General features: G+C 60.8%; 15 protein-coding genes and 1 tRNA gene. 6 read left to right on the plus strand and 10 right to left on the minus strand.

The genetic code is table 11. The annotated features are described in order from the left end of the window. Positions 1-6: 6 nt before the first annotated feature. The gene (lysA, locus tag MHX63_RS02275; RefSeq protein WP_370643961.1) at positions 7-1419 is read right to left on the minus strand and encodes a diaminopimelate decarboxylase; all 1413 of its coding nucleotides are present in this window, start codon (positions 1417-1419) and stop codon (positions 7-9) included. 69 nt (positions 1420-1488) lie between these two features. Next, on the minus strand, positions 1489-3159 hold the full coding sequence (argS, locus tag MHX63_RS02280) for an arginine--tRNA ligase (RefSeq protein WP_239387056.1): 1671 nt from the start codon (positions 3157-3159) through the stop codon (positions 1489-1491). Between the two features lie 127 nt (positions 3160-3286). On the opposite strand from argS, the gene MHX63_RS02285 reads away from it, so the two are divergent. Next, positions 3287-3359, plus strand: a tRNA-Arg gene (locus MHX63_RS02285). 19 nt (positions 3360-3378) lie between these two features. Here MHX63_RS02285 and MHX63_RS02290 read toward each other — a convergent pair. Then, on the minus strand, positions 3379-4005 hold the full coding sequence (locus MHX63_RS02290; protein WP_239387057.1) for a hypothetical protein: 627 nt from the start codon (positions 4003-4005) through the stop codon (positions 3379-3381). Positions 4006-4088: 83 nt separating this feature from the next. Here MHX63_RS02290 and MHX63_RS02295 point away from each other — a divergent pair, with 83 nt between their 5' ends. Continuing rightward, the gene (locus MHX63_RS02295) at positions 4089-4466 is read left to right on the plus strand and encodes a hypothetical protein (RefSeq protein ID WP_239387058.1); all 378 of its coding nucleotides are present in this window, start codon (positions 4089-4091) and stop codon (positions 4464-4466) included. A 6-nt stretch (positions 4467-4472) separates the two neighbouring features. Here the strand turns inward: MHX63_RS02295 and MHX63_RS02300 are convergent, their stop codons facing one another. The 4 genes from MHX63_RS02300 to MHX63_RS02315 are packed head-to-tail and all read right to left on the minus strand — an operon-like array spanning position 4473 to position 12671. Next, positions 4473-7301 carry an AAA family ATPase gene (locus MHX63_RS02300; RefSeq protein WP_239387059.1) on the minus strand — a complete coding sequence of 943 codons (2829 nt, stop codon included), beginning with the start codon at positions 7299-7301 and terminating at the stop codon, positions 4473-4475. A gap of 20 nt (positions 7302-7321) precedes the next feature. Continuing rightward, on the minus strand, positions 7322-8578 hold the full coding sequence (locus MHX63_RS02305; RefSeq protein WP_239387060.1) for an exonuclease SbcCD subunit D: 1257 nt from the start codon (positions 8576-8578) through the stop codon (positions 7322-7324). A gap of 15 nt (positions 8579-8593) precedes the next feature. Continuing rightward, positions 8594-9586 (minus strand): SWIM zinc finger family protein, encoded by a 993-nt coding sequence (locus MHX63_RS02310; RefSeq protein ID WP_239387061.1) that lies wholly within the window; start codon positions 9584-9586, stop codon positions 8594-8596. After that, positions 9579-12671, minus strand: a complete 3093-nt coding sequence (locus MHX63_RS02315) for a DEAD/DEAH box helicase (RefSeq protein WP_370644164.1) — start codon at positions 12669-12671, stop codon at positions 9579-9581. The genes MHX63_RS02310 and MHX63_RS02315 overlap by 8 nt, the downstream gene beginning before the upstream one ends. 173 nt (positions 12672-12844) lie before the next feature. Here MHX63_RS02315 and putP point away from each other — a divergent pair, with 173 nt between their 5' ends. From putP to MHX63_RS02330, 3 genes are read left to right on the plus strand one after another with little or no spacing between them, the layout of a single operon-like run. Beyond that, positions 12845-14425, plus strand: a complete 1581-nt coding sequence (gene putP, locus MHX63_RS02320) for a sodium/proline symporter PutP (protein WP_239387063.1) — start codon at positions 12845-12847, stop codon at positions 14423-14425. Between the two features lie 53 nt (positions 14426-14478). Further along, on the plus strand, positions 14479-15132 hold the full coding sequence (locus MHX63_RS02325) for an HNH endonuclease family protein (RefSeq protein ID WP_239387064.1): 654 nt from the start codon (positions 14479-14481) through the stop codon (positions 15130-15132). A 55-nt stretch (positions 15133-15187) separates the two neighbouring features. Beyond that, positions 15188-15673: a hypothetical protein gene (locus MHX63_RS02330; protein ID WP_239387065.1), complete on the plus strand. Its 486-nt coding sequence runs from the start codon at positions 15188-15190 to the stop codon at positions 15671-15673. A 106-nt stretch (positions 15674-15779) separates the two neighbouring features. Here the strand turns inward: MHX63_RS02330 and MHX63_RS02335 are convergent, their stop codons facing one another. Together MHX63_RS02335 and MHX63_RS02340 are read right to left on the minus strand one after the other, a co-directional pair. Further along, on the minus strand, positions 15780-17894 hold the full coding sequence (locus MHX63_RS02335) for a DEAD/DEAH box helicase (RefSeq protein WP_239387066.1): 2115 nt from the start codon (positions 17892-17894) through the stop codon (positions 15780-15782). 92 nt (positions 17895-17986) lie between these two features. After that, positions 17987-19303 (minus strand): NAD(P)/FAD-dependent oxidoreductase, encoded by a 1317-nt coding sequence (locus tag MHX63_RS02340; RefSeq protein WP_239387067.1) that lies wholly within the window; start codon positions 19301-19303, stop codon positions 17987-17989. 293 nt (positions 19304-19596) lie between these two features. Between MHX63_RS02340 and MHX63_RS02345 the strand changes: the two genes are divergently transcribed. Beyond that, entirely contained in the window at positions 19597-20130 is a 534-nt protein-coding gene (locus MHX63_RS02345) for a hypothetical protein (RefSeq protein WP_239387068.1), read from the plus strand. Position 20131: 1 nt separating this feature from the next. Here the strand turns inward: MHX63_RS02345 and MHX63_RS02350 are convergent, their stop codons facing one another. Continuing rightward, positions 20132-20899 (minus strand): hypothetical protein, encoded by a 768-nt coding sequence (locus MHX63_RS02350; RefSeq protein WP_239387157.1) that lies wholly within the window; start codon positions 20897-20899, stop codon positions 20132-20134. Positions 20900-20994: the final 95 nt, after the last annotated feature.

A 20994-nucleotide genomic window follows, 5' to 3' on the forward strand; every position in this document is an offset into this window, starting at 1 on the left:
GGGAGGTTACTCCTCCAAAGCCAGCACGTCGTCGATGGTTTCGCGGCGAATCATCAACCTTGCCTCGCCGTCGGCCACACGCACCACTGGGGGGCGGGTCATCATGTTGTAACGAGAAGCCATTGCGTAGCAATAGGCACCCGTAGCGCCGATCATCAACAGGTCTCCAGGGCAGACGTCCTCCGGCACCAGCGCGTCATTGACCAGTACATCGCCCGACTCGCAGTGAGAACCCACAATGCGAGTCGGCATCAACTCGCCGGCAACCTCACGGTTGGCCACGCGGCAATCGTATTCCGCCTGGTAGAGGGCCGGGCGGATGTTGTCGCTCATACCGCCGTCGACAGAGATGTAGCGGCGGGTGATGCCCTCGGCCACCTCGACATCCTTTACTGTTCCCACCCGGTAGAGCGTGATCATCGACGGTCCGGCAATTGCCCGGCCTGGCTCGACGTTTAGCTTTGGCTCGGGCACGCCGGCCGCCTCTGCTGCTTTGCGCACCTTGCTCTTGAGTTCGGACGCCACCTCTTCCACGTCCAGAGCCTCCTGATCCGGCATGTAAGCGATACCGTAGCCACCACCGAGGTCGAGCGTATCCAGAGACGTGGGGGCGCCCGAAAGAGTCGCGGTGGAATTCAACAGCTGCTTCCACAGGCCCAGCAGACGCTCAGCGGCCAGGGCAAAGCCGGAGGCCTCGAACACCTGGGAACCGACGTGGCAGTGCAGCCCGCGCAGGCGCACACCTTCAGCGGCGTGGCAAGCCATGACCGCATGATGAGCCGCGCCGGAAGCCAGGGAGAATCCGAACTTTTGATCCTCGTGGCTGGTAGCGATGAACTCGTGGGTATCGACATGCACGCCAGGGGTCACACGCACCAACACATCCTGAGACTTCCCCAGCTCGCGAGCCACGGAAGACAGCGACTCGATCTCCTGCAACGAATCCACGACGATCAGCTCCGCGCCCTCGGAAACCGCCAAGTGCAGGAACTCCGGGGACTTGTTGTTGCCATGCACAGTAATGCGCTCGGCGGGGAATCCCGCGGCCAGCGCAACCTGCAACTCCCCGAGGGAGGCAACGTCCAGGGACAGTCCTTCTTCCATCACCCAGCGGGCGACCGTCTTCGACAGGAAAGCCTTAGAGGCGTAGTGCACGAAGTGCCCGCCGCCGAAAGCCCTCGCCAGACGGCGGCAGCGAGTGCGGAAGTCTTCCTCGTCCATTACGAACACGGGTGTTCCGAACGTCTCGGCGATCTCGGTGATCGGCACACCACTGATGGTGACCTCACCCCGATTCTCCCCTGCTGTCTCGCGGCGAAGGGTCTGCGGGTAGACATGCGCGGGAATCGCATTGAACTCCGCGGTATTGGCCGTGCGACGGCGCAACGGCGTGGAGTTCAGGTGAGTCTCCGGATCCAAGGGAATCTCCTAGGTAAGTGGTTTATGGGCAGGGGGCGGGACATGTCGGCGTCACAAAGAAAACAACAACTACATGCGCTCCGGGGCGGCCACACCCAACAGCTCGAGCGCATTAGCCAGGGTCTGGCGGGAAGCCGCAGCCAGGGACAGCCGGGCAGCGAACAGGGTCTGATTCTCGGCCACAGTCTGTTCGTCGTCGCTCGGCTTTGGCAGGACCTGGCAGGCGTCGTAGAAACGGTGGAAGGTACCGGCTAGGGACTCGGCGTAGCGGGCCACACGGTGGGGTTCACGCAGCTCGGCGGCGGTCTTCACCACGGCTGGGAACTCGCCGAGGGTGCGGATCAGGTCGCCTTCGCGGTCGTGAGTCAGCAGGGAAAGGTCGGCACCCTCGCGAGTAACACCGAGGTCCTCGGCCTTGCGCGCCAGAGAGCACAGGCGGGCGTGCGCGTACTGGACGTAGAACACCGGGTTGTCGTTGGACTTCGAAGCCCACAGATCCATGTCGATATCCAGGGAGGAATCCACGGAGCTGCGGATCATGGCGTAGCGGGCAGCATCCACACCGATGGCTTCAACCAGGTCGTCCAGGGTGATGACGGTGCCGGCGCGCTTCGACATACGCACGGCCTTGCCATCCTTGACCAGGTTCACCAACTGGCCGATGAGCACCTCCACCTGCTGTGGGTCGTAACCCATGGCGGCAGCCGCCGCACGCAGGCGAGCGATGTAGCCGTGGTGGTCGGCACCCAGCATGTAGATGCACAGGTTGTGACCACGGTCGAACTTGTCGGCCGCGTAGGCGATATCGCCGGCGATGTATGCCGCGTTGCCGTCGGACTTGATGACCACACGATCCTTATCGTCGCCGAAGTTGGTGGAACGCAGCCACCAGGCGCCATCGGCCTCGTAGAGGTTGCCGTTGTCCTTGATCTTCTGGATCGCAGCCTCCACCGCGCCGGACTCGAACAGGGAGTTCTCGTGGAAGTACACATCGAACTCTGTGCCGAACTCCGCGAGGGTGCGCTTGATGTGGGCGAACATCAGCTCCACGCCCTGGGAGCGGAACAGCTCCTGCGCCTCGTCCTCGCCGAGCTGCTGCCAATCCGGGTTGGCCCCCACGATCTGGGAGGCGATGTCCTGGATGTAGTCACCGCCGTAGCCGTCCTCCGGGGTGGGCTCGTGCTTCGCGGCGGCCACCAGGGAGCGGGCGAAGCGGTCGATCTGCGCGCCGTGATCGTTGAAGTAGTACTCGCGGGTGACCTTCGCACCACGCGCGGTAAGCACGCGCCCCAGGGAGTCGCCGACGGCCGCCCAGCGGGTGCCGCCCAGGTGGATCGGGCCAGTTGGGTTGGCGGAGACGAACTCCAGGTTGATGGCAGAACCCGCGAGCTCGTCGCCGTGGCCGAAGTCTGCACCGGCGGCGAGGATGTCCTCGACAATCTTGCCCTGCGCAGCGGCGGCCAGGCGGATGTTGATGAAGCCCGGGCCGGCAACGGAGGCTTCGTCGATGCCCTCGTGTGCGCCGAGGGATTCCGCTAGCCAGGTGCCGAACTCACGCGGGTTCGTGCCGGCTTTCTTGGCCACCTGCATGGCGATGTTCGTTGCGTAGTCGCCGTGCTCCGGGTTGCGCGGGCGCTCCACCGTGGCACTCTCCGGCACCACGGAGGAATCCAGACCGTGGGCATCCAGGGTCGTGCGGGCAGTGTCGGTAATCAGTTCAGACAATTCAGCAGGAGTCACAGCATTAAACACTAGCAGTGAGGCCGGACACCTCACGCAGTGGCGGAGGTGATTGAACTACTGCCCCGGTGCAGTGCTAGACTTTCAACCCGTATTGACGTGAACACAAAGTGAACCGCCGATACGCGCCTTCGTAGCTCAGGGGATAGAGCACTGGTTTCCGGTACCAGGGGTCGTGAGTTCGAATCTCGCCGAGGGCACGCTTTCTTTATTTCTGCCCTATTCGGATCCATCGGATTTATTTGGATCGAACTGTATCGAGTCGATGATCGCCTCGATCTCTTCCTCGGACAGGGTAAGCGCCAAGATTTCAACCCCAGCGGCGCCAGCGTTTCCAGCGGAGACGAACACCCACGCTCCTTGCAAAGTCTTGCCGGACTTTTCGTTTGTTGTCCATGTGGTCAGTTTGGCTTCGTCAGCGTTTTCGATATCCAGGTCGCGGGACTCACCTAATTCGAACTCTTTTCCGTGTGTGGTTCGGAACTGGGCGTTCACTTCGAAATACCCCATCGTTGCGGTTGCCGTGGGGCCTTGCCCCTGGTCAGAACTCAGACGAATCACGTCCGTTGGTTCCTTGCCAGCCTCTTTGTCCTCGTTAGACCACGATGTGGTGAAACCATTCTTTGTCGGTTTGAAGTCCTCGGTCTCTACCCAGTCGTCTGGAAGCTCGACGGAGATCCGTCCTTCCTCGACGCGCTGCATTCCCTCGGCCGCGGACTGACCCGAATTCTCAGCCTGATTCGACTCCTCAGAGGTAACAAGGCTGCACGACCCCAGCAAGGCAACTGAAGTGATTACCGCGGCGATCTTTACGGGCAGCGAACGGGACTTCGAGCAGGATTTCATGGGAGTACTCCTAAGTGTTCTCTACTGTGGCGATAATGACGTCGCTGTGGGCCACTCGCTGGGTATTCTTAAAGAGATTCTTAATGAACTCAAGGGACTCAGAGACTAAGTCTCCGGCACCCACTGCGGGTGGTTCGCAACAGACGAACACCACCGGTGAGGTGGTCATTGGCCACACTGAGGCTCCTGGGCAGGCGAACCCGTCCGTCATGAATAAGACGATCGCCTCTTGCGGGGATCCCTCGATGCACGAGACCGGCACAACTTTCTTTACCGATGGAACGTCGGGGTGGACGTTGACGTGTGCCAACAAGATGATGGCCGCCCGTCCGGCGGAGCCCGCCCCCGCGCCGGATGATTCTTACTACGAGGGATACCTCGACGGTTACGACGACGCGCAGTATGACTACTACGACGATTACGACGGCTATGACGACTACGACGAGTACAGCGACTACTAAGTCTTTTTAGGTCGCAGCCCTCCCCGTAGCTCCCGTTTTCTTTACGCTGTCGATGCTCTGGAAGTTCACACCCGGGATCCTAGAGAACCTGTCCTTGTCGCAGGTCAGGATGATGATCTGGTTATCCCGCCCCAAGGCGCCAAGCACCTTGTTCATACTCTTGGCTCTGTCGGTATCGCTGAATCCCAGCACGTCGTCCAAGAAGATAGGCACCCCGCTGCCGTCGTGCCCCACCAGGCGCGCGATGGCGAGCAGCTGCAGGATCTCCACCTGCTCCTGTGCACCGCCGGAAAGCTGTTCCTTTTCCAAGCGCACGTTGCCGATCGCACGGCTGGAAACCTGGAACTTCTCATCCACGTCCAAATCAACATCGCTACCGAAGACGATTCCAGAGAGCTTGTTCAGAGCCTTGCGGTATGGCTCGGAATACTTTTCCTGCATCCGCCGACGCGCCGCCTGAACCACCTGGTGAAGCAGCTCCGCGGCATCCGCCTGCCTGCGCAGCCTAGCGACCATGCCCTTGAGGCGCTCCACTTCCGCCTCTGCCTGCTCCCTGGTTTCTGCGGAACCGCGAGCCTGCCCGAGCTTGGCGTTCAGGGCGGCAATATCCACGCGGCATTCCTGTACCTGCTGGTTCAGCATGTTTAGCCGGCTCCGAGCGCCCTCAAAGCTCGCTTGCACGTCCTCCACGTCGCCGAGCTCGCCTACTTCCCGACGCTTGGAATCCAGCTTTTCCCGCGCCACATCCACGGCCTGCGTTGCCTGGGTGCACTTCGTGTTCAGGTCCCCGTCCGAATAGCGCTCGCGGGCTGCTTCCAAATCCTTCGCCGCCGCATCCAGCTGTTGTTGCAGGTTATCCACCTTCGCCTCGTGCTGGATCTTCCGCTCGATTGCGTCGCTGTTCTGCAGGGAAAGCAGCTTCTCGTTGGCTTCGTTACGGGCTAGGGTGGCTGCGTCCAGCGCGGTGGTCGCTTCTGCTTCGTCGATGTCTTCGCCGGTATCCACGTTGGCGTCACTACGCAGGGCGCTACAGGTTTCCCGCAGCTTTTCGACCTCGGCGGTGAGGCTTTCAACCTGGCCGTTCAGGTCGGACAGCGCGCGCTTGCCGAGTACGGCCTTGAGGCTCGCACGCTGGTCGCGCAGGCTTTCCTCATCCTCGTTCCGAGCCCGCACAGCACGCCCGAAATCTTCAAGGATCGCCGTGCGAGGGTCCTCGAGCGCAATGGGTTCGAGGCCGACAGCCGATAGCTCCGCATTGACTTTCTGCAGTGCCTCGTCGACGTTCAAGTCGAGGTTGCTGGAATCCTGCGCCGGGGTGACGCGTACCTCGTATTCACCCAGGCCAACAGTCCATTCAGAGGTGACCTTCTTCTCCAGGCCGCTCTCCCCCAGAGTTGCTACTTCCCCGTCGTCCATGACGGTGCCGCCGGCCGGCCCTGTGATGTGCACGGAGGTCGCACCCGCATCGCGGATCTTTATCTGCGCGTCCAGATCCGTCATCGCCTCGCGGATTCGCTGCTCCGCTTTCGGCGTGGCAGGGTTGCGATCGACCTTCTGCGCCAACTCCGCAACCTTCGCATCCAGCTTCACTGCACTATCCCGCTCCTCCTTCGCGGACTCCAGTCGCCCCTGGACCTCCGCCGCGTTCTTTAGCGCAGTGGCCAATTTGGCACGCTTTTCCGCACGCACATACGCGGCGTGGGCACTATCGAAGGCTTTCTTCGCTTCGTTCCGCTCGGCTTGTTGTTCCTCGGCTTTTTTCTGGACGCCACGTAGCTCCTCCGTCGCGGTTTTAAGCGACTGCTCTAGCACCCCCTGCGCTAGCTTTTGCTTCTCCCGCGCCTCGCTGGCCTCTTGCCATCGCCCGACCTGGTCTTTCTTCAGCTCCAGCTCGTTTTCCAGGGAGCTTAAGGTCTCTGCCACCTTCTTCGCTGCCTCTAGCCGCTCGGCACATTCGTCGAATTCTTTCTGCGCATCCGGTAAATCGTCTTCGGCATCGGCACGTTGAATCTGCTTGGATTCGATTTCGCGGATCGCTGCCTGCGCATCGTTATATTCAAGCTTGGCGGCCGCTAGGACTTCCTGCGCGCGAACCAGATCGGCTTCGGCGGCGGCCAACTCTCCCTTGGAGTTTCTGTTGGCTCGACGATCCCGTAGCTTTTTGTCTTCTTCGTCGATCAGACGGACCAGAAGCTCGGCGGCTCCCTGGTCACCTTCGCTGATGCCACCGGCGGCGTTCACTGGGACGTCACTAGTTTCGCCGCTCTCACCCGCAGAATCATCCGCAGCATCGCTCACAACAACATCCGCAGCGCCGTCATCAGCGGTGCGCAGGGCCGAGGACAGGGAGGGAATGGCCGTGAAATCGAGGGCGTCCAGGCGCTGCCCCTGGCTGACGAAAAGTGCCTCGCGCAGCGCGGAATCGATGCTCCCGTTCAGCAGCTCATTAAACTTCTGCATTGCCTGGTCGCCGGTGTAGTTATGCACGGAGGGACGCAGCACATCCAGTAGTACCTTCTTTTTCTCGAAGTCCTTGGTGTACTCCACCAGGTTCTCGCCCAGCTGCATACGGGCGGTGATCTTTGGCTTGGTGCCACTGCCCACGGGGAAAAAGCCGCTGACTTTCTTGGAGGTCGTCGAGACCTTCCAATCCGAAAGCAGCAGGCTAAAGGCGTTCATCAGGCTGGATTTTCCGGCCTCGTTACTGCCGTGGACGACGGTCACACCCGTGGCGCTTGGGGCGAAATGCGCGGATTCGATGCCCGCGAAATTGTGCACATCCAGGCTTTCCAAGACGAAGCTGACCTTCGGCGATGCCTTGGTAAAAAGTGTCATTCTTCTGTCGTCCCTCTCCCCTAGTTAGCCTTTTCCGCCTGATGCGCCAGGCGCACCAACAACCTCAGGGCATCTTGCGCCTGCTGTGTCCGCTCTACCCGTTGCGGATCCTTGCTATCGGTATCCGCTAGCTGTTGTAGTTCCTCTACAGCCTCACCGATAAAACCTTGGGCGAGCAGGCCCTCGGAAAGCTCGTCTTCATCGGGAATAACGTGCAGCTTCATCAGCCGTTCGCGCTCGTATAGTGCCGCGAAGGTCGGCGCGATCTTGGCCAGCCGGTCGTCCAGGTACGCGGCATCGTGGACGGACAGCGTCCCCTCCAGCGCGTACTTCACCACGGTGGTGCGCTTCGCGTCGAAGCCCTCCAGCCGTTCCAAAAACTCGTCGATATCCGCCACCGAGTTCACCGTCGCGTTCAGCGCCTTGAATGCCCAGCGCCCGACTGGGACCTCCTCTACCTGGACTTCCGCCTGTTGTGCTGGTCGCGCCGGATCCACCGCAATGTCCACCACCAGCACGTTTCCGGAGTTCGCCTCGCCGCGTCCGTCCTGCTCGACGAAGTCCGTAACCTCCTGTGCACCTGAGTACCAAACCCGCGCGCGAGATGCGTCCGCATCCAGCGACATAGTCGAGTGCGTGTCGCCCAGCGCCACGTAGTCCACCTTCCGCTCGCGGCACGCCCGGGCTGCGTTGTCCACGTCGATGCGGTCTAGATCATCCTTGTCGCCGAAGGAACCCACTGCACCGTGACCCACCAGCACGCGCACGCCCGCTCCCTGCACTGGCTCCAGATCGCGCAGCGCGGCTGCCACCAGGTCCTCGTCCGCGTTCTTCCCTCGAAGCGGGGCACCCACAATCTCCAGGGGAGCCCCAGATGCATCCGCACCACCGGAATTCGGCACTGCGACTGGGGTCGAATCCTTAAGCACAAAGACATTCGCCAGATCTGTGAACTCTTCCCGGTGGTATACGCTCGCCGCGTCCAGCGGGTCGTGGTTTCCGGGCAGCAGGAACACCGGTACTTTAGTTCGCTTCAGCACGTCCATCGCACGCCCGTAGATCTCTGGTTTCAGCAGATTGTCGTCGAAAACGTCACCGGCCACCACGATGGCGTCACACTGCCTTTCCTCCGCGAGCTCCAACAGCGCCTCGACCGCTGCCAACCGGGATTCATCGAAACGCGATTGCGCCTCACTGCTCAAGAAGCGGCGCTTCATTCCCAGTTGCCAATCCGACGTGTGCAAGATCCGCACCCGGTGCGCCGATGTTGCTGCCATAGGTTGTGCCATGTCTTACCCCTGCCCGTTGTTGCTGTCTACTTCGCCACTTGTCTCGTCTGCAGTTCTATCAGCGCCTCCAGACAAGACACCCTCATAATAGAACAAAGGTTCGACACTCTCTAGGGTTTCATAGCAAACCTCCAGCTCATGCATGGCCTTCAGCTGATCTACGGCATGCCAGGTCACCGATCGCATAGCCTCTTTCAAAGCCTTCTGATCCCCCTGCTCCAGCCCCGATTCCCAATGCATCGGCTCCCATTCCACCGGCTCTGCCGCCGTCCCCCAGAACTCGGCCGAATCCACCTGCTCGGGTTGGTCGGCCTGCCCCTCAGCAGGGGCTGGTACTTGCTGTTGCCTAATTGGTGACGCCCCCACGCCCCCGCCACCCCAGCCCTGTACTGGGCGCAGCAGTTCCTGCGCGTTTAGCCCCCGCCATTTCAGCAGAATGCTGGCGTCCCTATCCAGCTTCTCCGCTGCAGAGTAGGCCAGCGCCACCACGTGCTTGCAGACCGCGGACTTATCCGGACAACTGCAGTACACACGGTTGACGTGCCCGGGATGCATCAGCACGGAGGCAACGTCCAAGCCCGGCGTGCCACCACTTAAGAGGGAGCGGATGTGCGAGCTATCGGAAAGCATCTCGTGGTAAACGAAATCCCTCTGGCGATCCGTGAGCTTCCGCAGGTGAATGGACGTTTCAAACGGCTCCAGCTGCGAGCCGTGGATCAGCCCCGCAACCACATTCTCCGCAAACTCAACGCTCAACACTTTCCCGCCGCGGAAGTACTCGCGGCCACGCGCAAGTCGTCCAGAGTCGGCGGACCTGGATATGGCCTCCATCAGCTGCGAGCTGGCCCAGCTATCCTCCCCGCGGATGTGGGTGCCGTACTGATCCCGCAGGCGGTTCATCTCTTGGCGGCGCTTGGCCCCAAAATCGGCGAGAACCACATTGTCGCCCCAGGTCGCGCCTGTGCGAGTGCGCTTCCTCGGTTGCTTACTAGCCATCGTTTTCCTCCAGCTGAGTGGACTCGCGCAACTGCAACAGCTCGCTCAGCTCCTCATCGTCAAGGTTGGCGATCCACCCCTCGCCCGCACCGACGATGTCTCCCGCCAGCTCGCGTTTGCCCATGATGATGTCGTGAATTCTTTCGTCGATGGTGCCTTGCACCACCAGCTTATAAACCTCCACGGACTTGTTTTGGCCGATTCGATAGGCCCGGTCCGTGGCCTGGTCCTCCACTGCCGGATTCCACCAACGGTCGATGTGGATCACCACGGAGGCTTCGGTCAGGGTGATACCGGTACCGCCAGCGCGTACTGAGAGGATCATGATCGGCGGCCCATCGGCGCTTTGGAAATCGCGGACCATCTGCGTGCGCTTCGCACGCGACAGCCCTCCGTGCAGCACGGGAACCTCCACACCGAAGGTGCTCTGCAGTTCCGGCGCCAGCATCTTGCCGAACGTCGGAAACTGCGTGAACATCAGCACCTTCTTGCCCTGTCCCAGCGCCTGACTGGTGATCTCGAAGATACGTTCGATCTTTGCCGAGCGGTGCTTACCATCGGCCAAAATTCCGGAGCCGTCGCCCGCGAAGTGTGCCGGGTGGTTGCAGATCTGCTTGATCTTCACCAGCGCCCCCAGGATATTGGCGCGCCGCTTGCCACCGGGTAGCTGCAGGCGCATCTCCATGTCCTTAATAAAGGTCTCGTACAGCGCCGCCTGCTCCCTAGACAAAGGCACTCGTTCCACGATGTCCTGCTTCTCCGGCAAGTCCAAACCAATCGCCGCGTCGTCCTTCAACCGGCGCAGAATAAAGGGCTGCACCAGCCCGCGCAGGCGCCGTTTCGCCTCCTCGTCCCCGTAGCGCTCAATGGGGATGGCCAAGCGGTTTTGGAAGGCTGCGGCTGAGCCGAGGATTCCGGGGTTCGCGAAGTCCATGATCGCGTACAGATCACTCAGCCGGTTTTCCACCGGGGTGCCCGTCAGCGCAATGTGGGTCTCTGCATTCAGCGAGCGCACCGCCCGGGACTGCTTCGTCGCCGGGTTCTTGATGGCCTGCGCCTCGTCGGCCACCACTCGCCCCCACTGAGCCTGCTGGTAGCGCGCAGGATTTCTGGCCACACGCCCGTAGGTTGTCACCACTAGATCCGGCTTCTTTTGCTTACCCTCCAGCCCCTGGGACGTGGCGTCACCAAACTCCTCATCAGTGAGCAACCCCGAACCGTGATCAACCAGCACCTCCAGGCTCGGCACGTGCAGCGCAGCCTCCGCCCGCCAAGCCTCCACGACGGTGGTGGGCGCAACCACCAGGGTGGGGCCTGCGCAATCGTCGACCTCGCGCTCCCAGGCCAACAGCGCGAGCACTTGCAGGGTTTTACCCAGACCCATGTCGTCGGCCAGGATCGCGCCAATACGGTGACGGTGCATCCAGGCCAGCCAGCTTAAACCGCGGCGTTGGTGGTCGCGCAGGGTGGTCTGCACCGTGGCGGGAGGCTCTACCGGCTCCGGCGGATCCACCTGCGCCTCGCCGTCGAGCAGTCGTTCCACCCAACCGTCAGCCACCACGCGGAATTCGTGGTCGGTATCTACCGTCTCGCTGGCGCTCAACAGGTCGGCTTCCAAAATGTCGCGCACGCTGACGGTGGCATCCCCCACTGGCTTGTCCTGCTCCTTGGTTACTTCCGCGAACCACTTGCGGGCGCTCGAGAGGGCCTCCTGATCCAGGTAGACGTACTCGCCGTTGATGCGCACGATCGACTCGGCCGCGTTCAACAGCTCCTGGCGGGTGGCCTCGTCCAGCCCCTCCCCGACTCCATCGGAGCCGTTGCTTCCTGCGGGGCCTCCGCCGTCACCCAGACTGACCTCCCAGGAGAAGTCCATCAGCTGGTCCATCCCCAACTTTCCCGACCCAGGCCCTTGCCCGACCGGGGTGACCTTCGCCTTTACCCGCGGGCGCACTTTGCCCCATCCACGCGGAATCATCACGCTAAATCCTGCCTTGCGCAGCGCCTCCGCCCCGTACTCTAGGAAGCTCGCAAGCTCGGTGATGTCCAGGTTCGTACCCAGGGTTGGTTGCGCGCTCGGCAGTTCTTCTGGACGCCACCATTCCCGCCCCAGCTGGTTCGCGCCGATATTTACCCACGTCAGCAGGCTTCGTACGTGCGAATTAAACTCTTGCCAAACGTCTTCCACCCTGTAGAGACTGCGAATAACCTGCTCTCTCAGACCTTCGTTCATGGTGGCAGGGTTAAGCGACTCGAAAGGGCCACCATTCTGGGAATAGGCGATCTGCAGCCACCAAGTTGGCTCAGCATCAGCTTCTTCCACTTCGGAGGGCGTAGACAGCAAGAACACCAACTGCCCCGCCTGGGCCTCTGCCTCGCGCCGCCACTGACTGAGGCTTGCCACGGTGCTGGCCCCGCCCCGCCGGGTCGCCGTTCCCGTCGCCAATGCGCGCACGAAGTCCGAGGTGAACTCGCCCAGCTCACGGCGCAGGTGAGTCACGGCGATCCAGTGCGCAAACTCGTCGGCCATGCGATCCACTACGTCTGCGCCACCGTTGCGTGTCAGCACTCCCGGCACGCGGTCACGGAACTGCTGCAGCACGCGCATGTGGCCGCCTGCGGGCGCAAGCGTCCATCGTGGGAACCACTGATCATCCACTCGCTCCATCCGCACCATTACGCGCCCGGCTCGCACAGCCCCCTCAACAAACGAGCACAGATTCATAAGGAATTTGAGCTCCGACCCCAGCCCGTCGATCAAGCCACGCCTATCCGTAGTTCCAGCATCGATACTTTTATTCACATACTCGCATAATTCCCCCATGACAGAAACAGATTCTTCGGGCGTCAAAGCCACCGCCGGCACTGGCAATTCCTTAACTCTCCCCCGGGGCGTAGACAGCCAAATCCCACCCCTATTGCGCCACGGGCGCGACCCCAGAATATCCATACAAACAGCAGGTAGATCGCCGGTTTCCAGTTCATCGATATCGAGCACCACCCCGTGCCCCTCGACACGCTCTACCCACAACCACAGCCCGCCCGACGTGGGTGCAACAACGTGCATTTGATGCGTGAATCCCATGCTGGAAGTTTTACCACGTACCCCAGACACCCTTCGAAGTATGACCACGTTCGCTAACGTGGATAGCGAGTTGTGCGCGTCACACATGCGCGCGCCTTCTGCACTTCGGAGCACAGAGAGCCCGAAAGCTGACGTATAGAACTTATACATTCAACTTGAGGAGATGACTGTTCATGGCTGACCAAACATGGTTTGTCATAGCCATGGTGATCTATTTGATCGTCATGCTGCTGATCGGACTTTATAGTTTCAACCAGACCGACGAGTATGAGGACTACATGCTCGGCGGACGTAACCTGCACCCCTTCGTCGCCGCCCTATCCGCCGGCGCCTCAGACATGTCCGGCTGGCTACTCATGGGGCTGCCGGGCGCGCTCTACATGGTTGGCTTCTCTGAGATGTGGATGGCCATCGGCCTACTGATCGGTGCCGCAGTGAACTGGATCGTTACCGCACCGCGCCTGCGCTCCTACACCGAGGTGGCGAACAACTCCATCACGATCCCCTCCTTCCTGGAGAATCGCTTAAATGATCGCAGCCACTTCCTGCGCATCGCCGCCGGCATCATCATTCTGGTGTTCTTCACCTTCTACGTTTCCTCCGGCATGGTCGCCGGTGGCCGCTACTTCGAGTCCACCTTCGAAGGTGACTACCTGACTGGCATGATCATCATCGCCGCCGTTACCGTGGGCTACACCTTCATCGGTGGCTTCCTGGCCGTCTCCTTCACCGACACCGTCCAGGGCTGCATCATGTTCGTCTCCCTGCTGCTGGTGCCGGTCATGGCACTGCTGCACATGGATGACCCAGGTGCTATCTGGACCTACCAACTGGAAAACGCTTACGCCCTCGAGACCATTGAGCCGAACCCGGACTGGTTCTCCCTGTTCACCGGCGTCTCCTTCGTCACCATCATCTCCAACTTGGCATGGGGACTGGGCTACTTCGGCCAGCCGCACATCATCGTGCGCTTCATGGCGCTGCGCAGCCCGTCCGATGCCCGCGCAGGTATGCGCTACGGCGTGGGCTGGATGTTCCTATGCCTTGTCGGCACCGTCATGGTCGCCATCATCGGCCCGGCATTCTTCGGTATGGATCCGTCCATCGCCATCACTGACCAGGAGAACTTCGAGACAATCTTCCTGGACATGGGCCGCATCCTGTTCCACCCACTGATCGCTGGTCTGATCCTGACCGCAGTCCTGGCCGCAATCATGTCCACCATTTCCTCCCAGCTGCTGGTTGTTTCCTCCGCGCTGATTGAGGATATCTACAACGGCCTGATCAACAAGAATGCGTCCGACCAGTCCCTGAAGAACCTCTCCCGCATCTCCGTGCTGGTGGTCGCTATCTTCGCCGGTGTGATTGCTCTCAACCCGGAGTCCGGCATTCTGGGCCTGGTCGAGTTCGCCTGGGCGGGCTTCGGCGCCTCCTTCGGCCCGGTCATTCTGGCTTCGCTGTACTGGCGCCGCCTCAACGCTCCGGGAGCCGCCGCGGGTCTGGTCACCGGCGCCATCGTCGCCTTCATCTGGGGTGGCCTGCCGCAGTTCGGTGTTATGGACAAGCCCTTCGACCTATACGAGATGATCCCGGGTGTCGCCCTGAACATCATCGTGATGGTCACGGTTACCCTACTGACCAAGGCACCATCCAAGGAGATCACCGACACCTTCGACGAGGCAGCCAAGCTCTCCAAGGTCGCTATCAAGAAGGACATCGACTTCGAGGAAGCCGCAGAGGTTACCGCCAAGTAGTCCAACCGCTATCTTGAGCGAACCTTTCTAGCGCCGCTGCAGTCTAAGACTGCATGCGGCGCTTTTTCCTGTCTCAGCCCTTCACGTTCTATTGCCTGTTCCTGGTTGTCTTGGTCTGTGCTGTTTCTTGGGTGACGACGCCACATGGTCATCACCCACAGGACCAGAAAACAGTTAGGGAGTACCTGCAACACATTCGCCAGATCTCCGCCCGCCCACGGGTGCTGGGGTACTCCCGAGCCCGCTTCGGCGACGACTGGGGCATGCAGATCACTGACCGTGGCGTGTGCGATACTCGGGACTTACTACTGGTACAGGCTTTCGGAGGTTCGGCCGGTGGGTGCGCCAACGACGATAGAGACGGAGCGGCGGGGGAACGAAGGGGCGTCGATCCCTATACACACCACCCCATGGACCGCCACGGGGTGGACATAGACCACATCGTCCCGCTGGCGGCCGCATGGGACCTGGGAGCTTATGCGTGGCCGGAAGCACAGCGGCGGGCGTTTGCAAACGACATGCAGCGAAATCTGGTGGTGACGGCGTCCGAGGTGAACCGGGAGAAATCCGATTCCACATTGAGCGAATGGCTGCCCCCGGTGGAACGCTGTGGCTACTGCGCGCGCTTCGTGCGGGTAGTCGGCGACTATGGATTGGCACTTTCGGGAGCCGATGTGCAGGCGGCTCAGGAAGCCTGCGATCTATAGGACGCGCGGCTTTTAAAGGTGACAAAGCCCCTGTTCATCTGTGAGGATAGAGGACATGTCTACTTTTATTGTTGCGCTTCACGTTCTGACGGCGATCCTGTTGATCGGCCCCGTTGCTATCGCTTCCTCCATGTACGCTCCCCAGTTCCGCAAGGCACAGTCCGGTGACCCAGCAGCTGTAGGCGCCCTGCGACTGATACACCGCATTACCCGCTCTTATGGCTTCATTTCCCTGCTGGTACCGGTACTGGGCCTCATCGCATTCTTCGTCGTGGACGGCGCAATGAAGAACACCGCGCTGCACTTCGCCCTGCTGCTGGCCATCGCTGCTTGGGGTGTTCTGATTGCTCTGGTTATCCCCCGTCAGCGCCAGGGTCTGGTTGCACTGAACGCTGTCGAGGCCGGTGATGCTCCGGCTTCCGAATCAGAGGCCGCCAAGGCCGCAAATGCGGACACCTCCAAGATCCCGGGGCAGGCGGCAATGTTCGCGGGCATCTTCAACCTGCTGTGGCTGGTTACGGCGATCCTGATGTTCATCTAATGCCCGAAGCTTTTAAAGCTTTAATTACAACCCGCGAATAAAATCGCGGGTACACAAAAACGCACCCCGGGCCCGGGGTGCGTTTTTATTTGCGTGGACGTTGCCGCTAGCGGCGGCCCCCACGGTGCCTGCGGTCAGACTTGAAATCCCGCTCGCCACGACCACCACGATCGTTCCGATCTCCACGATCATCCCGGCGGTTGCGTCCGCCACGGCCACCACGATCATCGCGATCGTCGAAGCGGTTGCGTCCGCCACGATCTCCACGTCCGCCGCGATCCCCGCGGTCATTTCGGTGCTGGCGCTTGTGGCTGCCCGGGCGGCCAGCCGGGGCACCCGGATCCGGCTCAATGTTGATCAGCTGGCCAGACACGCGGGTCTGATCCAGCGCGTGGAAAACCTCCATCGGCAGATCCGCCGGCAGCTCCACCAGGGAATGCTCCGCGAAGATGCTGATGCGACCGAAGTCCCGGGAGTTCATGCCACCCTCGTTGGCCAGGGCGCCGACGATGGCTCCCGGGCGCACACGCTGACGGTGGCCCACCGACAGGCGGTACACTGCCAGCTCCTTACCGTTGTGATCCGTGATGCGCGGAGCTTCCTTATTGAAGCGTTCGTCGAAGGGCTTGTATGCTCCGCCTCCGCTGCGATTGTCGTCACCATAGCGATCGCGGCGGCGCGGGCGCTCCTCCTTCGGCTTCTCCTTCATCAGGAAGTCCTCGCCGGCCTGCAGCTGAGCTGCCAGAGCCGCCGCAATGTCCGCCAGCTCCACTTCATTGGAATCCGCGTATTCCTTCACCAGGTCACGGAAGATGCCGATCTGCGGGTCCGCCAGGGACTCCGTCAGGCTGTCGCTGAACTTCTCTTTGCGAGCCTCGTTCACCGCGTCCACCGTCGGCAGCTCAATCTCATTCAACCGAGACTTGGTTGCCCTTTCGATAGTCTTCAGCAGGCGGCGCTCACGGGGCGTCACGAACAAAATAGCGCGACCCTTACGACCTGCACGGCCCGTGCGGCCAATGCGGTGCACATAGGACTCGGTATCGTGCGGAATGTCGTAGTTGAACACGTGGGTGATGCGGTCGACATCCAGACCACGGGCGGCAACGTCGGTGGCCACGAGGATGTCCAGGCGGCCATCCTTAAGCTGATCCACAGTACGCTCACGTAAGTTCTGCGGAATATCGCCATTGATGGCGGCCGCGTTGAAACCGCGGGCACGCAGGCGCTCCGCCAGCTCCTCGGTCTCGTTCTTCGTGCGCACGAACATGATCATGGCCTCAAACTCGGTGACTTCGAGGATGCGAGTCAGCGCGTCCAGCTTGTCGCGATGGCTGACCAGCAGATAATCCTGCTCGATGTTTTCGCTAGTCCGCTGGGTGGCCTTAACCGTGATTTCCTGCGGCTCGTTCAGGTACTGCTTCGACAGGCGGCGAATGCCGGAGGGCATCGTCGCAGAGAACAGGGCAACCTGCTTCTCACTGGGGGTATCCTCCAAGATGCGCTCGACATCCTCCTGGAAGCCCATGTTCAGCATCTCGTCGGCCTCGTCGAGCACCATGAAGCGCAACTCGGAAATATCCAGGCTGCCCTTCCTCAGGTGGTCGATCACACGGCCGGGTGTGCCGACCACAATGTGGGCACCTCGGCGCAGGCCGGACAGCTGCACGCCGTAAGCCTGGCCACCGTAGATCGGCAGCACGTGGATGCCGCCCACGTGCTCAGAGAAGGATTGGAAGCTCTCGGCAACCTGCAATGCAAGCTCGCGCGTCGGCGCCAATACGAGGGCTTGGGGGTGACGCTTCGACACGTCAATGCGCGACAGAATCGGCAACGCAAACGCGGCCGTCTTACCGGTACCGGTCTGTGCGAGGCCGACCACATCGTGCCCCTTCATCAGCACCGGAATGGTTTCTGCCTGGATTGGGGAAGGTACTTCGAAGCCGACCTTCTTGACTGCAGCTAATACATTTTCGGGCAATCCCAGCCCGTCGAAAGAGGGCTGCCGCTCTTCGCCCTGTTGGTTTTCTTTTTCTGGAACTTTCGCTTCGGCGTTCTCAGACTCCACTGCCTCATTAGTCACATCTCGTGGCTCTTGATTCTCCACGGCAGAATCCTGGGAAGAATTCTCCGTGATGCCACCCTGCAGTTCATTCTGAGATACCGACTCGTCATTAACCGGCTGGTTTACGTCGCCGGTGACGTTTTCAGTATCACTCATCGTTGCCCAAGCTTACGCTGCCTTGACCGATAAAGCGATTCATGGAAATACTCGGACAATCCCCCCGGGGGTCTCGTCGCCGACAGCGCAAGCTACTGGTCAAGCTGGGCGATAACGTGATTCGCTGCCCGCTGCCCACTACGCAGCACACCATCGATGCTCGGCGTAGCGTGCTGGGCGCCGGCTAGGGCAATACGACTGCCTTGAAGTTCCCGCTCCCCCAATTCCTTGCCTATGCGTTGCAAGCTTTGAGGGAGGATGAGCGGGATGGCGTCAATAAACTTCTGCTCCGTAACCAGTTCCCAACCGGAAGAATCTACACCGAACAGCGAGCCCAAACCGCGCTGCACATCAGCCACCGACGGCTCCTCGGCGGGGTTGGAACCGCGCGGGTGCACGTGGTTAGCTGCCACCAGATGCCTGCCAGGCGCATAGCTCGGGGCGGCGGCGGTGACCTCCGTGGCTGATGTAATTGGGGTGCTGCGAGTGCCATCCACGGTCAGCAACCCCTCGTCCATCACCGGCTCGTCTGAGACGAACCACCAGGAAGAAACGCTGGTCGTGGGCACTTCCGGCGACCCCAGCAACTCGGTTTCCCGCTGCGGATCGACAGCTACGATGACATGCGAGAAGTGTTCGGTCTCCGCCCCGTTGACCGTCACTTTTACCCCGGAATGATCCTCCTCGATGGCGGTCACGAGCGAGTTCAGATGGAACTCTACCCCCGGTACGCGAGCGAGCGCCGCCGAGAGTTCGCCCATACCGTTTTCCAGCACAGCCAGGTTGCCGCGCAGCATCGTGGCGACCATCCACTTGGCGAAAATCGCGGAAGACTCGCTTTCAGCGTCGAACAGGAATGCGCGCAACAACGGGTCAATCGCCACGGCGCGAGTGCGTCGGTGCACACCCCGCTGGTCCAGCGATTCGCAGGCCTTCACATCCTCGTCAATGTGTTTCTGCTTGATGCTGCGCAGTTCCAGGCTAGAGCGGTGGGATAGCTCGGACTTTAGCCAGCGGCGAAGGGCTAATAGATCTCGGAAGGATAGAGCGCTGCGCGCCTTCGAGCGCATGAGATTGGGAATTAGATGCGGTGCTCGGATCGGGTCGCAGATCAGCGCCAACCCGTCGTCTGTGAGCGTTTGGATTGCTGGCTGGAAGTAGCGGATCCCCAGCGCGGCGTACTCCCCTGGCTGCAGGATTTCTTTCACCGCCGGGTACCAGGAGTTGAAGGTCTGCAGTCCGTTGTCGATGATCACACCGTCGATCTTTTGGCTACGCATACGCCCACCTAGACCGTCGCTGGCTTCGAAGACAGTGCAGTTCATGCCACTCTTGTGCAGGGTGCGTGCTGCGGCGAGTCCGGCTAGCCCGCCTCCTACGATGGCTACATTGGCTTCGTTTTCCGCCATGTCGCTGCTCCCTAACCTGTCTTTACCGGCCTGCTGTTTCTGCCTGCGCTCGCGCACCTACTGTGCCCATGCTATCGCACAGACTATTGCGTACGGTCGCTCGCAACACCTTCCCTTATTCGATTATGTGTTCTATTATTTTCTTAATGACGCCACCCGTGTCCAACCCGTTGCCTACTCTGAATCCCTGAACGCAGACCACTGGTGGCGGGGCTCTTCAATGGAGGTCCGCCACAACTGATCAACACAAGAACACTCAATCTAAGAACATTCATGTAAGGAAGTGAGCAACCATGAAGTCCCGCATCACCACTCGGCGAGCAACGGTTCCCCGCCCAGTCGCTGGGCGTCCGGCACCCCGGCGCACGGACGCTACCCCGCCTTCTCTGCGGAGTTTCGCTCTGAGCGAGCCCCACCGTGCGGCGGTAGAGGCGCGCGCTATGTTGCGTCATCCGCGCAGCCTAATCCGCATCACTCCCGGCTGGCAGGCACCTCGTTTCGCTGTGGAGGCCGGCGATTCCACCGCGTTAGTGCATGTTTCACGACGGCGAATGACTCCGCTGCTGTGGTCCAGGCTCAGCGGTCAACAGGCACCCGAGGGGCAGGATTTGTTCCTGGTCACGGTATCCGTGGAGTGTCCGCGCTGGATGCACCATGAATCCATCCGCTTGCTAGAGCTCATCCTGGGCCAAGCGTGGACGGTGCGGGAAGATCCGCAGGAATTTCGGGATCGCCACCACCAGGCTCAGGTCGGCCTGACATGGCACGCGTTGGTGACGCAGGAGGATCTGCAGGCCAGCAACGCTCCGGCTCCCCACGCCGCCTGAGCTAGCCCTCGTCCTCTGTTGCGTCCTCGTTGTCAAACTCTTCGTCGTAGTAATCGAACTCGTCCTCCAGCGGGACCAACAGCTCTTCCCACTCGGTAGCCTGCACTTGTGCGACCGCTAAGGCGTCAAAGAGTTGATCAAAGTCCGTGAACGTGCCCAGTTCCAGAACCTCTTGGGTCATCTCGGCGGCGTCCTCAAGGACGTTCTGGTACATCACTTCGCGCTCGAAGTCACTGAGGGTCTCGTCGCTATCCAGCTCAGCCTCAGCTTGGGCTACAAGCTCGTCGTACTCTTCGCCGAAGGTCACAAACGTCACGGTCGCTTCGGGTTCATCAGTACCGGATCCCAGCATCACTGTGATGAGGGAACCGTTGCCCACCTCTGCGCGCACCAGCATCGGCTCAATAAGATCTTGCTCAAACTCGAGGTCGGAGATGCGATCGTCGGTGCCTTCCAGCAAATCGTGCAACACGGTAATGCACTGGTCAGTCGCGATGTACTGTGCCACCACTGCAACGGCGGCTTCAACGGAAAACACCACGCCGACCAGAGTGTCCTCGAACTCTTCAATACCTGCGACCTCGTCGAGCTCCCCCTTGGCCATGAACACATTCGCTGAGTTAATCCCCGCCGTGGTGCTCGTTTGCTCGATCTGCTGGAAATGAATCTCCAGTTCCGGAGCGATCGGTACGAACAACATGTCGTCGTTTACTCGCGACTCAATACCCTCAGTATCCAGCGCCTGAGCAATGTCCTCGTAGAAACCCACAGCCAACGTCTCCCTAGTATTTCCTAGTGTTTTATGAGGTGTTTCAGTCCGAAGCGAACGTGCATTCCGAGACTTGGGCACCATAGTAACCCGAT

This window comes from Corynebacterium sp. ACRQK (genome assembly GCF_022345965.1).
Lineage (GTDB): Bacteria > Actinomycetota > Actinomycetes > Mycobacteriales > Mycobacteriaceae > Corynebacterium.